Origin of the sequence: Komagataeibacter sp. SM21 (assembly GCF_041402665.1) — a bacterium.
Lineage (GTDB): Bacteria > Pseudomonadota > Alphaproteobacteria > Acetobacterales > Acetobacteraceae > Komagataeibacter > Komagataeibacter saccharivorans.
In genome coordinates, this window is sequence record NZ_JBGLOV010000016.1 from 24,276 (window position 1) to 39,068 (window position 14,793).

14 protein-coding genes are annotated in these 14,793 nt (G+C 62.7%); 4 read left to right on the forward strand and 10 right to left on the reverse strand.

Features of this window, described 5'->3' with window-relative positions; translation table 11 throughout:
* Window positions 1-85: 85 nt before the first annotated feature.
* Window positions 86-430, forward strand: coding sequence for a hypothetical protein (locus tag ACBR42_RS13805; protein ID WP_102323529.1), 345 nt, complete (start codon window positions 86-88; stop codon window positions 428-430).
* Window positions 431-468: 38 nt separating this feature from the next.
* Here ACBR42_RS13805 and ACBR42_RS13810 read toward each other — a convergent pair whose 3' ends face one another.
* A complete protein-coding gene (locus ACBR42_RS13810) occupies window positions 469-1,815 on the reverse strand; it encodes a penicillin-binding protein activator (RefSeq protein ID WP_371208378.1) in 1,347 nt (448 codons plus the stop codon).
* Between the two features lie 11 nt (window positions 1,816-1,826).
* Between ACBR42_RS13810 and rsmI the strand changes: the two genes are divergently transcribed.
* Window positions 1,827-2,819, forward strand: a complete 993-nt coding sequence (rsmI, locus tag ACBR42_RS13815; protein ID WP_371208379.1) for a 16S rRNA (cytidine(1402)-2'-O)-methyltransferase — start codon at window positions 1,827-1,829, stop codon at window positions 2,817-2,819.
* Between the two features lie 18 nt (window positions 2,820-2,837).
* Here rsmI and ACBR42_RS13820 read toward each other — a convergent pair whose 3' ends face one another.
* The 4 genes from ACBR42_RS13820 to ACBR42_RS13835 form a co-directional block, all read right to left on the reverse strand.
* Window positions 2,838-3,479 (reverse strand): outer membrane lipoprotein carrier protein LolA, encoded by a 642-nt coding sequence (locus ACBR42_RS13820; RefSeq protein WP_371208380.1) that lies wholly within the window; start codon window positions 3,477-3,479, stop codon window positions 2,838-2,840.
* Window positions 3,480-3,553: 74 nt separating this feature from the next.
* A complete protein-coding gene (gene mbfA / locus ACBR42_RS13825) occupies window positions 3,554-4,510 on the reverse strand; it encodes an iron exporter MbfA (RefSeq protein WP_118963142.1) in 957 nt (318 codons plus the stop codon).
* 191 nt (window positions 4,511-4,701) lie between these two features.
* Window positions 4,702-6,114: a glutamate--cysteine ligase gene (locus tag ACBR42_RS13830; protein ID WP_371208381.1), complete on the reverse strand. Its 1,413-nt coding sequence runs from the start codon at window positions 6,112-6,114 to the stop codon at window positions 4,702-4,704.
* A gap of 79 nt (window positions 6,115-6,193) precedes the next feature.
* On the reverse strand, window positions 6,194-6,934 hold the full coding sequence (locus tag ACBR42_RS13835) for a 16S rRNA (uracil(1498)-N(3))-methyltransferase (protein ID WP_371208382.1): 741 nt from the start codon (window positions 6,932-6,934) through the stop codon (window positions 6,194-6,196).
* 156 nt (window positions 6,935-7,090) lie between these two features.
* On the opposite strand from ACBR42_RS13835, the gene ubiA reads away from it, so the two are divergent.
* The gene (gene ubiA, locus ACBR42_RS13840) at window positions 7,091-8,008 is read left to right on the forward strand and encodes a 4-hydroxybenzoate octaprenyltransferase (RefSeq protein WP_110547951.1); all 918 of its coding nucleotides are present in this window, start codon (window positions 7,091-7,093) and stop codon (window positions 8,006-8,008) included.
* Here ubiA and ACBR42_RS13845 read toward each other — a convergent pair.
* A complete protein-coding gene (locus ACBR42_RS13845; protein WP_371208383.1) occupies window positions 7,998-8,747 on the reverse strand; it encodes a dienelactone hydrolase family protein in 750 nt (249 codons plus the stop codon). The genes ubiA and ACBR42_RS13845 overlap by 11 nt on opposite strands.
* Before the next feature lie 206 nt (window positions 8,748-8,953).
* On the opposite strand from ACBR42_RS13845, the gene ACBR42_RS13850 reads away from it, so the two are divergent.
* The gene (locus tag ACBR42_RS13850; RefSeq protein ID WP_371208384.1) at window positions 8,954-10,297 is read left to right on the forward strand and encodes a gluconate:H+ symporter; all 1,344 of its coding nucleotides are present in this window, start codon (window positions 8,954-8,956) and stop codon (window positions 10,295-10,297) included.
* Between the two features lie 11 nt (window positions 10,298-10,308).
* Here the strand turns inward: ACBR42_RS13850 and ACBR42_RS13855 are convergent, their stop codons facing one another.
* From ACBR42_RS13855 to ACBR42_RS13870, 4 genes are all read right to left on the reverse strand, one after another.
* Window positions 10,309-10,896 (reverse strand): isochorismatase family protein, encoded by a 588-nt coding sequence (locus tag ACBR42_RS13855; protein WP_371208385.1) that lies wholly within the window; start codon window positions 10,894-10,896, stop codon window positions 10,309-10,311.
* A 142-nt stretch (window positions 10,897-11,038) separates the two neighbouring features.
* A complete protein-coding gene (gene der, locus ACBR42_RS13860; protein ID WP_371208386.1) occupies window positions 11,039-12,466 on the reverse strand; it encodes a ribosome biogenesis GTPase Der in 1,428 nt (475 codons plus the stop codon).
* Between the two features lie 16 nt (window positions 12,467-12,482).
* Window positions 12,483-13,856: a PQQ-like beta-propeller repeat protein gene (locus ACBR42_RS13865; protein WP_102323519.1), complete on the reverse strand. Its 1,374-nt coding sequence runs from the start codon at window positions 13,854-13,856 to the stop codon at window positions 12,483-12,485.
* Window positions 13,857-13,899: 43 nt separating this feature from the next.
* Window positions 13,900-14,598 (reverse strand): hypothetical protein, encoded by a 699-nt coding sequence (locus ACBR42_RS13870; RefSeq protein ID WP_371208387.1) that lies wholly within the window; start codon window positions 14,596-14,598, stop codon window positions 13,900-13,902.
* Window positions 14,599-14,793: the final 195 nt, after the last annotated feature.

Here is a 14,793-nt window from a genome sequence, read left to right on the forward strand (position 1 = left end):
TTGGCAAAGCAGCCATGCGCCCATAGCATCATCCATACAGTGTCACGGTCACGCCATGACAGGTCACACAGCCAATGGAATGAGCATGATGGATCAACGATATTCTGATGCCAAAGTTGTTTCCCTGCGGCAGGGTTTTCTTCCGCGTCATCGCGAATACCTGATGCGCTGGCTACAGGCTGGCGCGTGTATGGGCCTGTGCGATGCGGATGTCGCCAACCGTAACGAACACGATGAGCCTGATATTGAACATGTTCTGGTCTGGGTGCGTGAAAATGCCAACCCCGCCTACATGGTCCGGCCGGAAGGCATGGGCTGGGCGCTGATCGATCAGATCCGTGACCATCACCTGGCCACCTATCGCAGCTTTGAAGCTGCGCTGCACGCGATCCGTCCGGTTCTGTCCTGCGGGGCGACTGTCGCGGCCTGACGGGCCGCGACTGTAATTACACCCTTACCCGCCCTGTATCAGTTCGCGCCACGGCGCAGCTTGCCAGCGGGCGGGACAACGATCTGGCTACCGCCTGTCGGAAGAATCTGAAATACGGCCAGGTCACGCCGGGTCTTCCCATTTTCCAGAAAACCGAACGCGCCATCCACCCCACCGAATCCCTCCGGCCGGGTCAGCGCCTGCACGGAATAACCATTCGCACTGCCGGTCGGTCGCGTCTGGTCCAGCGCCTTGACCAGCGCTGCGGCATCATAGCTCAGATCCGCCAGTGGCGTGGGCATGTGGTGATACCGCGCCATGAACTGCTGTATGAATGCCTGACGGGTTGCCGGATCGGGCGCTGCGTACCACGCCCCCTGCAGTGCGGACAGCTTGCTGGCAAACGCGCCCCATAGGCCCGGCCCCATGATCTGTACATGCGCCCTGTCTACATGGGCCTGTGCCAGCGCATTGATAACCTGCCCCAGTTGCAGCCCGGTATCGCCCAGCAGCAGCGCATCGAAAGGCGGAGCCGGGAACGCCATGGGCGCGGCAGGAGGTGCCGCAGGCACCGCCGACACATCGGTCTGGGTCGTGGCCTGCTGCGGTGCCCCATCCGGGTTGGTCGGGTCCACACCTTCCGCCGCAGGCTGGGTGGCAACACTTGCCGCCGCCTGCTGCACGGGATCGGGCTGCGGCACGGCTGCGGCACGGCTGTCATAGGCCGACAGGGTTTTCAGGCTGGCCGTAATCCCGTCCTGCGTCGTGTCATGGAACATGATCTGCGGGGACTGCAGGCCATTTTCCTCACATACCTGCTGAAGCGCCTGACCCAGCGCATGGCCCAGACGGTTATCAGGCAGGAAGGCGGCGAAATGCTGCCGCCCCTGCTGGCGGGCCGCCAGCACCATGCGCCGTACCTGCTGTTCGGGCGCGATACCCAGTGTCCACACACCGGGCTGGGCCACCGACATGTCACTGGTAAAGGCCATTACGGGGATTTTTGCCGGGACCGTAACAGCCGCCGCCTTCGCGGTATCGTCCGTGGTAAGCGGCCCCAGTATCAGACCGTCCCCTGCCGCAATGGCGCCCTGTGCCGCAAGGGCGGCATTACTGCCGGGCGCTGCCGTGTCCCGCACATCCAGCGGCGGGGACGTTGGCGTATTCATGGCCATGCGGGTGGCGGTCAGCATTTCCTGTCCCAGCCGGGCATTCGTGCCGGTCAATGGCAGAAGCACGCCAACGCTGCGTCCCGCCTGTGGGGCATGACTGACGTGCCCGCCATCGCCTGCGCACGCGCTCAGGGCCGACAGCGCCAGGCTTGCCAGCAATAAGCGCTTGCATGCGCGGCGCGGAGAGGCAGAATCAACATCCTGTCCTTGCATCTGGGTTCCGAATGTCTGACGCCTCATCTTCCCTGCCTTCAAAATCTTATCCTGCTGCGGAACATCCGGGGGACACACCCCGCCCCGAAGTTCATAGCGGAGAATGTGACGCCCGTCATGCAGGGAACGCGGAGGAAACCGTTCCGGTTCGGATTCAACCCGGAGAACTTGTTCTTGTCGCCACCCCCATCGGCAATCTGGGCGATATCAGCCGCCGGGCGGTTGAAACGCTGGAAGCCGCCGATCTGATCCTGTGCGAGGATACCCGCACCAGTGCCCGCCTGCTGCGCGAATACGGTATCCGCACCAGAACCCGCCCCCTGCATGACCATAACGAGGAACAGCAGATCCCCGCCCTGCTGGACGCACTGGGCAAGGGGGAGCGCATTGCCGTCATTTCCGATGCGGGCACGCCGCTTATGTCCGACCCCGGATACCGCCTGGTGCGCGCGGTCGTGGCGGCTGGTGGCCGGGTCAGCGCCGTGCCGGGACCTAATGCCGCCGTAATGGCCCTGACCCTGTCGGGGCTGCCGCCCCATCCCTTCATGTTTTCAGGATTCCTGCCACCACGTGACGCCGCACGGCGCGAAGTGCTGGCCCGCCTGCACGCGGCGGAATGCGCGGGACTGTCCGCCACGCTGATCTGGCACGAAGCACCGCACAGGGTGGCGGAAATGCTGGCAAGCCTTGCCGATGTCATGGGCGGCACCCGCCCCGCCGCCGTGGCGCGTGAACTGACGAAACGCTTTGAAGAAGTCCGGCGTGGCACTGTGGCGGAACTCGCCGCCCATTACGCCCAGAACCCGGCACGGGGTGAAATCACCGTTGTTCTGGGACCACCGGCGCAGGATGACAGCACTGCCGCCGATCTAGACAGCCAGCTTCGCGCGGCGCTGCAGACGCTTTCGGTCAAGGATGCGGCTGCACTTGTCGCGGGCATTACCAGCCTGCCGCGCCGCACGGTTTACGCCCGCGCGCTGGAACTGGCGCGCGGGGCGCAGTGAAACAGTCGCTGACCCAAGTTAGTGTTCGGGCAGGTCGGTATTGAACAGTGAATCCGCCGGGGATGCGCCACCGGTGGTGATATCAAGCAGTTCAACGCGGGTTACCTGCTGCTGGGCATCCTGAATGATCCATCCGCGCAGCAGCAGCGGATTGTTGCGGAACACCAGCGTCAGACTGCCATCGCCGGGCGATTCGGTGCGCACCACCGTAACATTGAGCATGTTGCTGTCGCGTGACAGGCCCGTCACGGTCACATCGCCCGAAAGCTGGAGATGCGGACGCAGCAGCAGGCCCAGCGGCGTCTTGTCCATCGGCATGGTGGTGGTCTGGTCAAGCTGGCTGTCGTTGAACACGACCTGATCGTGATTGGCGACCAGCAGCAGCGGGCTGGGCGGATCATACTGAAAGCGCATCCGGCGATTCGCGCGGTCGATCCATGCCGTGCCCGTGGTCTGCTTGCCATCGGGAGCGATCTGGCGGAAACGGGCCTTGAGCAGGCTGATCCCATCCAGATGATGCTCCACCCGTTCCAGCAGGGCATGATCCTGATCGGATGCGCCAACAGCCATCTGTTCCTGAGCATGGGCGGGAAGCACCGCACCTCCTCCCACCAGCAGACAGGTCAGGACACAGGCGGCGCCAGAGCGGAAAAATCTCATGATACAGGGCAATCCAGTATAGCGTGGCAACCCAAGTGGTGCCCCAACATCGGGGTAAGATCAAGGCAGCCGGATTACGAACTGCCAATCAGGACACCGGCCACAAACACCAGCAGGCCGCCAATCACGATCTGCACAATGGCGGAACTGAACGGCGTTTCCTGATAGCGCCAGCGTATCCATGAAATGGCAAACAGCTCGATCACCACCACGATCACGGCGGCGATCATCGCAACCGAAAAATCGCTGATAAGGAACGGCAGCGTATGGCCGATCCCGCCCGCCGTGGTCATAAGCCCGCAGATCAGGCCGCGCAGCAGCGGCGCGCCCCGCCCCGACAGTTTGCCGTCATCGGACAGGGCTTCAGCAAAACCCATGGAAATGCCCGCCCCCACTGACGCCGCCATACCGACCAGAAAGGCATTCCACGGCAGATGCGTGGCGAACGCGGCTGCGAATACCGGCGCCAGCGTGGACACCGAACCATCCATGAGACCGACAAGACCGGGCTGGACAATCTGGAGCACAAAGCGGCGACGCGCATCCTCGTCCTCGCTTTCACGCTTACTGGTGGGCAGGCGGTCCACTTCAATGGCATTGGCGGCCTGTTCATGCCGGTCTTCCGCATGGGCCAGGTCGCCCAGCAGCTTGCGGGTAACCGCGTCGGTGGTGCGCAGGGCGGCCTGCCGGTAGAAACGCGCCGCATCCATTTCCATCTGCCGTGCATGGCTGCGCACGGCCTCGATCCCCAGCGTCTGTACCTGCCATGCCGGTTTGCGCACAATGAAATCCGCAATATCCTGCCTGCGGATCAGGGGAATATGCGGGCCGAACCGTCTGGCATACAGGTCAATCAGGTCGCGACGGTGCTCGTCCTCTTCCTGCGACATGTCGGTGAAGATCTTGGACGTGTCGGGGTAGTTTTCCCTGATGGCGTAGGCAAAATCGGAATAGATGCGCCCGTCTTCCTCCTCATTGGAGATAGCGAGCGCCAGGATTTCCTGATCGGAGAGGGACGAGAATTTGCGCATTTACCGATCTATGCACAAACTCTTCCTGAACCTCAACAATATTATAAATTACAAATAATTCTCAGTTGTAATAGACCAAGTAAAAGCATCAGAAATGATTATGCTTCTCGATTACAGTTCTTGCGAAAAGACCGTTGACCGGGCGGGACGGCGCTCCCCCCACCCGGTCCCGACTTGCCGCCATAGACCGATCAGACTGCCGCTTCGGCAAAGATACGGGTCACATCTCCCTTCCAGCGGCCATGATAGGCAGCAAGCCATGCCTCGGCCTGAGTGGGGCCACCTGATACGATTTCACGCAAGGGGTCGAGATAGCGTGTCTCGTCCTGTCCATGCGCATCACGGCAGGCGCGTGCGCGCAGGCCATCGGTCGCCAGTTCGACCATGCGGGCCGCAACACCACGCAGATCACCCTGCCCCCACGGCGTATCCAGCCCGGTGCGGGGCACGGCGGCGCGGATGGCGCTGTAATCATCCCAGCCGTGTTCCAGCACCAGCTTTTCCGCCGCATGCAGGGTGGCGTCGTCATATAATATACCCGTCCACAATGCGGACTGCGCCAGCATCATGGCCGGAGATCCCGCATCCGCGCCCCGCATTTCCAGAAACTGTTTTAGCCGGACATCGGGAAACACAGTGGTCAGGTGATCTTCAAAATCCCCGATGGTGGGACGCTCCCCTTCCAGCCCCGGCAGGTCGCGCCCATCCAGCCACGCACGGAAGGAGCAGCCCGCCACATCAATCATCCGGTCATCGCGGGTGACGAAATACATCGGCACGTCCAGCAGCCAGTTCACATAGGCTGCGAAGCTGAACCCGTCGCGCAGGAACAGGTGTGGCATGCCCGAACGGGCATTATCCGTGTCAGTCCATACCTGCGCACGATTGGACAGCAGGCCGTTGGGCTTCCCCTCATAGAAGGGGGAACTGGCGAACAGCGCGGTCGCAACCGGCTGCAACGCCAGCGAGACACGCATCTTGCGGGCCATATCGGCCTCGGACCCGAAATCAAGGTTCACCTGCACCGTGCAGGTCCGCAGCATCATGTCCAGCCCCAGCGTGCCGACGCGCGGCATGTAATTGCGCATGATGGCGTAGCGGCTTTTGGGCATCCACGGGATATCCGCGCGCGTTGCGGTCGGATGGAAGCCGATCGGCGCGAAACCGATGCCAAGTTCATTACATGGCTTGCGGATGGACGCGAAATGGCGATCCATTTCGGCCGCCGTTTCATGCAGGCTGGCCAGTGGCGCACCGGAAAGTTCAAACTGGCCACCCGGCTCCAGCGAGATGGAACAGCCCTTTGCGTCCGCCGCGCCCTTGAGCCCGATCAGCGCATCGCGATCAATGATTTCCTGCCAGCGCGCGCCACCGTTCTCACCCGCAAGATCACGCAGCAGCGCTTCGATCCCCTGCGGCGCGTAAGGGGGGGATGACCACGCCCTGCGCTGCGGCCCGGCTGCATCAGGCAGGACAAAACCGAATTTTTCATGTTCCGTACCGATCCGCCATTCCTGGCGCGGACGGGCGCCTGCCGCCAGTACGTCGACCATCTGCTGGAATGATTCGATTACGTTTGAATTATGCGCGCCGGGGTTCGACATGGCGGGGGTAATATCCTCATGACAGTCAGATCAGGACCGGCGACAGGCTGAACGCGCATGCCGGAAAGGGAATGGGTAGTTACAAACCTGTACCACATACGGCTTCGAGACCAGCCCCGACAAGAGCCAGCGCCGCCGCCGCCGCCGTATCGGCCCGCAGCACCCGTGGCCCCAGTGAAAGCGGGCGCACGAAGGGACGCGCGCGCAGCATGTCATGCTCCCGGGGTGAAAAACCGCCTTCGGGGCCGATCAGCACGCTGTCCCCGATACGGGGCGCGGGAGGCATGGCGTGTTGCGGGCTGCGCTCAAGGGCAGCAAACAGGGCTGTATCATCAGGCCATTGGGACAGCATCATGGGCAGCGCCTCAAGCGGATCGATGGTAGGCACGTCCAGCCGTTCGCACTGTTCGGCGGCCTCTGTGGCAATGCTTTCCAGCCGCGCTGCATTGATACGATGGGTATTGGTCCGTTCGGTCACGACCGGCCGGAACCGCACGACCCCCAGTTCGGTACCCATGCGGATGACCGTTTCGGTCGCGTCGCGCTTGAGGGGGGCAAACAGCAGGCACAGCCCCTGCGTGGAAGCAGGCGCGCGAGTCTGCTCCACAAGCCGGACACGGCAGCGGTCACGGCGCAGGTGATCGATCACGCCCTGCCACGCGCCGTCACGCGCGTTGAAAACCTCCACCGCGGCACCGGCCTGCTGGCGCATGACCGTGCCCAGATAATGGGCCTGCCCCGACTCAAGGTCGAGCATGCCATCCACCGCCATGGGCGGCGTGCCAGTGGGGGAAATGAACAGTCGGGGGCAATCCCTCATACCAGGCGGTAACCTTTCGCTGTTTCACACGGCCGGAACCAGTCTTGACCCGGCGGGGTCTTCCGGCCCATCTGTTTCGCCATTAGCAGCCACGGGGCGTTCCGTCATCGGCAAACCCGTCGCCGCCGATGCCGTTTATCACGAAGGAGTTGCGCCTTGGACCAGCCAGTACCCCATACGGACATCCGGGTGGATGGCTGGATCGGTCGCCTGCCCGCGCGCCTGCGCCCCTATGCGCTACTGGCGCGGCTGGACCGGCCCATTGGTACATGGCTGCTGTTCCTGCCCGGTGTGTGGGGCATCATGCTGCCTGCCGGTGTGACGCCCGCGCAGCGGATTTTCCTGATCGTGCTGTTTGGTATCGGCAGCGTGGTGATGCGGGCCGCAGGCTGCGTGGTCAATGATATGTGGGACCGCGACATCGACCGGCAGGTTGCCCGCACGGCGGGCCGTCCGCTGGCGTCCGGCGCACTGTCCATGCGTGAAGCGGCACTGTTTCTGGCCGCACTGCTGCTGATCGGGTTCAACATCCTGATGAACCTCAATACCCTGTCGCAGGTACTGGGCACGTCTTCCCTCATTCTGGTCGGGCTTTATCCGCTGGCCAAGCGGGTGACATGGTGGCCCCAGCTTGTCATGGGCTTCACGTTCGGTTTCGGCGCGCCGCTGGGCTATGCCGCGGCGGCCGACCGGGTTGATGCCGCGTTGTGCGCGCTCTACGCCGCGACAATCGTCTGGCAGCTTGGCTTCGATACGATCTATGGCTTTCAGGATATGGAGGACGATGCCCGCATCGGCGTACGCTCCACATCCCGCCTCATGGCCGGTCATGCACGGCTATTTGTTGGAACCTGTTACGCGCTGACCCTGCTTGGCCTGATGGCGGCGGGTGGCCTTGCCCATGCGGGATACGGGTTCTGGCTGGCGCTGCCCCTGCCTGCCCTTCTGCTGGGCTGGCAGGTGACACGCCTGGAGGAAAATGATCCCGCCACATGCCTGCGCCTGTTCCGCTTCAACCGTGAAACCGGGCTGGCCATAGCACTGGCGATACTGGCGGGCACCCTTACGCGCTGACAGACAGCGCCCGCGCCAGAAAACGCCCGGCCATTCCCATGCACTGAAGGAAAAGGGCAGGATCAAAACGGTGCCCTTCGTCGCGCAGGAAAGCATGCTGCGCGTTGAATTCATGCCATGAATACCGGGTTCCGGCCTTTTCCAGCGCCGCGCGGATTTTCTCCCGTCCTTCAAAAGGCACATGCGGGTCCTGCCTGCCCCATACCAGCATGACCTCCCCGCCCAGTTCATGCACGCGTTCCAGCGTGTCATCGCACTGCCCATGACCAAGCGTGCCGGAATGGATATCGGTGGCATAGAAACACACAGCCGCGCGCACACGCGGATCGAACGCGGCCCGGAAGGCCAGATGACCGCCAAGGCACACGCCCATCGTGGCCAGCGCCCCCGTGCAGGGCGGATAAGATGAAAGCCAGTCCAATGCGGCACGGGCATCCGCATCATAACCGGTCAGTGCCTTTTCATATTTCAGGAAATTGCCCCGATCGGTCCCGGCAGTGTCATAGGCCAGAACGGTGCCGCACGGTTCATATTCATGATAAACTTCCGGCACGCACACGACATGACCCTGCCCCGCCATCATGGCCGCCAGCCTGCGGATCGGTGCCGTCACCTGATAGATTTCGGAAAAAAGCACGATGCCGGGGAAGCGCCCCTCAATAGCGGGGCGAAAGACATGCATCCGCATCATGCCCGACGACGTTGGAATATCGACCGTCTCATGGGAATGGATAATCATCTCAATGCCTTTTCCGTTGCACAGGACTGCATGATAGCACCCTGCATCCCCCCGTCCGATAGGGGGTGCAGAAGGCGCCAGCGTAATATCAGGTCTGAAAAACAGGGCGTTCCTATCCAGATATTGCGCAAAAAAACAGCTTCATGCGTTGACATCCCACGGCATCAACGGCCTGTATGGGGCATGATTTTGTTACAGAAAACATAATGTCATCGCTGTTTGCATTCTCCCTGGCCTCGCTGGCGATCATATCTGTCGTGATCCTGATCGCCCGGTTCAAGATAAATCCGTTCATCGTATTGTTCACGGTATCGGTTGGTCTGGCGCTGTGTGCGGGTATGCCGCCACAGAAGGCCATTGGATCGTTTGAAGCCGGTGCGGGTCATGTACTGGGGCATGTGGCGACCGTCATCGCGCTGGGTACGATGCTGGGCAAGATGCTGGCCGAATCCGGGGGGGCTGACCGTATCGCGGTTACGATCACCCATCTGGCTGGCAAAAAGCGCATAAGCTGGGCCATGATGGTGATCGGCCTGCTGGTCGGTCTGCCGGTGTTTTTTGAAGTCGGATTCGTGCTGCTGATTCCGCTGGCATTCACGCTGGCGCGTCGCAACAATATTCCCCTGCTGCTGCTCGCGCTGCCGCTGGGGGCGGCCCTGTCGGTCACGCACGCCATGATCCCGCCGCATCCGGCCACCCTGCTTGCCCTTTCGGCCTATCATGCCGATATCGGGCGCACGATCCTGTGGGGTATCGTGATCGGCACCCCGGCGGCGGCGATCGCGGGGCCGATCTATGCCCGCTTCATCGCAAGTCGTATCGGGCCACTACAGCCCAGTTCGCTGGAAGCGCAGTTCGTCAATCATGAACTGCCCGAAAGCATGCCCGGTTTCGGCATTACGGTGCTGACCATCATGTCGCCCGTCATACTGATGCTGATCGGGTCGGTGGCGGATTTCGCGGCACCGGACAACCGGGCGCTGAACAATGCGCTGCACTTCATTGGCAACACCGACATCGCGCTGGCGCTGGCCACCCTGCTGTCCTTTCAGGTTTTTGGTTCCGCGCGCGGCTTCAGCCGTGAAACAATCCTGAAATTCACCAATGACTGCCTTGCCCCCACCGCACTCATCATGCTGCTGGTGGGTGCTGGCGGCGGCTTTGGGCAGGAACTGGTGGATAGCGGTGTCTCATCCGCGATTACCAATATGGCCGTGGGGGCGCATGTGCCCCTTCTGGTGCTGGCATGGCTGCTGGCGGTGGTGGTGCGGGTCGCGACCGGATCGGCCACCGTGGCCATGAGCACGGCTGCAGGCATTGTGGGGCCGATCCTGCTGCGCACGCATTCGGCATCGCCCGAACTGATGGTGATCGTGACGGGTGCGGGTTCAGTGGCGCTCGGCCCGCTGAATGATGCCGGGTTCTGGCAGATCAAGGAATATCTTGGCCTGTCCGTTGGCCAGACAATCAAGACATGGTCTGTGATCGAAACGCTGATTGCAGTACTCGGACTGGTTTTTGCCCTGCTGCTCTCGCTGGTTGTATCGTAGGGAATGACGGATTAGGGGGCGGGCAGCAGGTCCGCGCAGGATGCCGCTCCGATCCCCTCTGCCCTCAGGGTTTCCAGAATCCTGCCTGACATGGCTTTCACGCTGCGGCAGGCATCATGCAGCACGACGGTATCAAAACCGGCCCGACAGGAATCGCGTGCGCTGGCGGCTACACAATAGTCCAGCGCAACTCCCGTCAGGAACACACGGGTAATGCCCCTGTCCCTCAGCAGTCCGTCCAACCCTGTCCGGCCGATACGGTCATTGTCCCCGAAGGCTGAATAGCTGTCGATATCGCGGTCCAGTCCCTTACGCAGCAGCACGCCAATACGGGCCTGATCCAACGCGGGAGATAGCGCGGCCCCTTTACTGCCCGCCACGCAATGCACCGGCCACGGGCCGCCCCGCTTCCTGAAGGATACATGATCCGCCGGATGCCAGTCCTGAGTGGCCACGACCAGCCCGAATGGCAGATGGCCAAGCTGGTTGATAACCGGCACGAGCGCATCCGCCCCGGTCACGGCCAGTGCGCCGCCGGGCAGAAAATCCACCTGCATGTCGATAATCAGCAGGGCATCGGTTGCGGTTACGACAGGCATGGCTGATCCCTACGGTTTTGCTTACCGCACCATCATGCCTGATCCATTCCATTCCGCCATACCCCATGGGTAGCAGTGGGATGCCGTCAGTCCCTGCCCGTACAGACATCAGGCCGGGCGATTGCACCCGGCCTGATATTTCTTATCCCTTGGCGTAGGGATTGCTGGAAGCGCGCAGCAGCAGCCGGATCGGCGTGCCGGGCAGGTCAAATTCCTCCCGCATGCCATTGACCAGATAGCGCTGATAGTCGTCAGGCAACTGGTCCGTACGGGTTCCGAACAGGATGAACGTGGGCGGACGCGCCTTCGCCTGCGTAATGTAGCGCAGTTTCAGCCTGCGCCCATCAACCAGCGGCGGCGGATGGCGGGAGACCATCATCTCGAACCAGCGGTTGAGTGCCCCGGTCGGCACGCGACGGTTCCAGATTTCATGCGCCCGTCGCACCGTCGGCAGCAGCTTGTTGATGCCAGCCCCCGTCAGCGCAGAGAACGAGACCACCGGAATACCGCGCATCTGCGCCAGTGACATCTCGATCCGGTCCTTGATGGCCTGCCGCGTTTCGGCCCGGTCTTCCACCGCGTCCCACTTGTTCAGCGCCAGCACGCAGCACCGCCCTTCGCGCTCAATCAGGCGGGCGATCTGCAGGTCCTGCTCATGCACGCCCAGCGTCGCATCCAGAACCAGAATGACGACCTCCGCCATTTTCAGGGCCTCGATGGAGGCGGAGACGGACATCTTCTCCAGCGTCTCGTCAATACGGGCCTTGCGGCGCAGGCCCGCGGTATCGACAAGCTGGATCGGACCTTCATCGTCGCTGAGCGTGACGGCAATGGAATCGCGCGTAAGCCCCGGCTCGGGGCCGGTAATCATCCGCTCTTCGCCCAGAAGCCGGTTGAGCAGCGTGGACTTGCCCGCATTGGGCCGCCCGACAATGGCCAGCCGCAGGGGGCCGGGGGGACGCACGTCCTCCATCTCCCCGGCTTCTTCCTGCTGGATACGCCGGTCGCGGCGGCTCTGTTTCTGCACGGGCGGCAGATCGGTCGGTGGCAGGCGGTCCGCTATTTCGGACATAAGATCGGCCACGCCTTCCCCATGCTCGGCGGAGATGGCAAGCGGAGCGCCCAGCCCAAGCGAATATGCTTCCATCGCGGCGGCGGCGCCCTGCCGTCCCTCCGCCTTGTTGGCGATCAGCAGCACCGGGCGGCCCTGCCGACGCAGCCAGTTGGCGAAATGTTCGTCCGCGGGCGTAATACCACTGCGGGCATCAATGCAGAACAGGACCAGATCCGCATTGGCTACGGCGGATTCGGATGAGGCCCGCATCCGCCCGTACAGCGTATCGGGGGCGGCTTCCTCAAGTCCGGCTGTGTCGATTATGCGGATGGCGCGACCACGCACTGTGGCCTGCCCTTCCTTACGGTCGCGGGTAACGCCGGGGGTATCCGCCACAAGGGCCTGCCTGCGCCCGACAAGCCGGTTGAATATGGTCGACTTGCCGACATTCGGCCTGCCCGCGATCACGACAACCGGCAGCGCATCCGCCGAAACGGATGGAAAAGATGAACTCACTGCGGCAACTTTCTTTTTAACTGTAGGCTATAAGGTAGCCCTTATTGTCCATCAGCAACAGCAGATTATCGACAATGATGGGCGCGGTCGTGACCTGACCCGGAAGGGCGTGAAGGGATTCGATGTGCCCCTGCGCGGGATCGATGATGGCGACGCCATTTTCCGGCAGGCTGGAAATCATCACCAGCTTGCCGCCCGCCAGTATGGGGCCATTCCATACGATGCCGCGTTTCTGCTTGTCGGCGTTTTCGTACTGGCGCAACTGCGTGATCCAGCGCACATGACCCGACAGGCGGTCCAGACAGGCGACCTGTTCGTCCATGGAAACAAGGAAGATCCAGTCCCCGATCACCAGCGGCGTATTCTGGCCCGAAATTCCGCGCTCCCACAGCCTGCGTCCCGAGCGCATATCGATGGCGACCAGAACGGAACCCGTGCTTATGGCGTAGGCCGTACCATCGACAATGACGGGCATGCCATGAACGCACGAAAAGTCGATCAGGGCTTCCTGTCCGTTCGTGCTGCCCAGCGTATCGGCCCACACGACCTCACCGCCTTCGGCGCGCAGGGCGACCAGATCGCCTGAACCGAAACCGGCCAGCACAACGCCATCGGCCACGGCCGGGGCGGGCTGGCCGTATATGACGGTATCGGCGGACGTCGCGGCGTAGCTCCACAGGATGTTGCCGTTTTCGGCGTCCACGCAGTACAGGTGTTCGTCAATCGTGCCGAAGAACAGCCTGCCATTGACCAGCGTGGGGGCGGAACGGCCGGGGGCCTGAATATTGACACGCCATTTCAGCTTGCCGGTTTCCGCACTGACCGCCAGCGCCTGACCCACGCCATCGACGATGTACAGCGTATCGCCATCAACAGTCAGACCACCGCCCAGATTGTTGGACAGCATCTTGCGCGGCTTGGGGTTGTATTCCCACAGCTTGTGCATGCCGGGCCAGCGGTAGGCACGGATGACGCCCTGTGCATCGGCTACGAAAATCCGGCCATTCTGCACCACCGGCGTTGCCTGGATGATGCCACGCCCGCTATCGCCCAGCGCGACATAGGACAGAAGCTGCGGCTCGGAATTGCCAGCCCCGATATCGTGGGTCCACTGGTGGCGCATCTCGCCGCCCCAGGCGATGTTCACACCGTCATGATCAGGCCGGATGCCTGACTGGGGCCACGCATTGACCGCGATGGGCGCAGGCACGGTCACGGCCTGCGTTTCATCGGCGTCAACCGTCAGCCCCGCAACCGTATGCAGCACATCCGAGCGATGGCCGATCAGCAGCGGCGTTTTCTTCTTGCCTGCCTTGCAGGCCGCAAGGGCTGGCAGCAGGGCTGCCCCCACGCCAAGGAGCGCATGGCGTCGGCTTAGGACTGATTTCATGTTTTTTCCGTCTGTCGGCATCATGAGCGGACCACGCCTTGAACTAGCCACCCGCGTCGCCCCCCAGCGTCTGGAGCATGGCTTCCGCACGGTTGCGCACGCCATCGGGTATGCCCATGTCCATGCTCAGCCGCTCGAACCGGGCGCGTGCGTCAGCTTCCTTGCCTACGCGCAGGTCCAGCAGGGCTTCGGCTTCGATGGCCTGTCCGCGCCATGGCTGTCCCGCGCCGTCCAGCACGGCAAGCCGTGAACGCAGGGTAGCGGGATCGCCGCTGTCGATCTGATGCTGGACCCACAGCAGGCTGGCGAGGGAGGCTACAACCGGATCGACACCGTGTTCCTGCGCGACACCATCCCACAATGTCAGGGCACCGGCAGTGTCACCGCTACCGGCCAGAAGGGCGGCGCGTTCCATGCGGGCAAGGATGCGCAGCGGGGGCCGCGCCTTGCCATCAAGGGCCGCAAGTTCCTGAAGGGCGTTTTTCTGTCCCGCTGTCAGGGGCGCGGTGCTGCCCGGCATATCCGCAGGGCCACGGGCCGCATCATGCATTGCGGTGAAATAGGAAGCCGATACGGCGGCGTCAGCCTGATGGGCGCGATAGACCGAATACTGCCACCCGCCCGCGCCGATACAGATACCCGCGACCACGACACCCGCAACCACCAGATAGCGCCGCGCCAGTGCCCGGATGCGTTCGGCACGGATTTCCTCATCGACTTCCCTGAAGATGTCGTCAGCCACGTTCCTGTCGTTCCCTGCTTGCTGGCGCGGTGCGTGATGCGTCGCGCGTCGTAAATCTCTGCCCCAGCATATCCAGCCTGAAACGGCACGGCAAACCGCCCTGTCCGGTCGCCATCCCCATTTCCGCCATCATGCCTGTCCGATCACATAGACCGGGCCGTTTTCCGCCGCCAGTCGTAAGCGTGCCCGAAATGC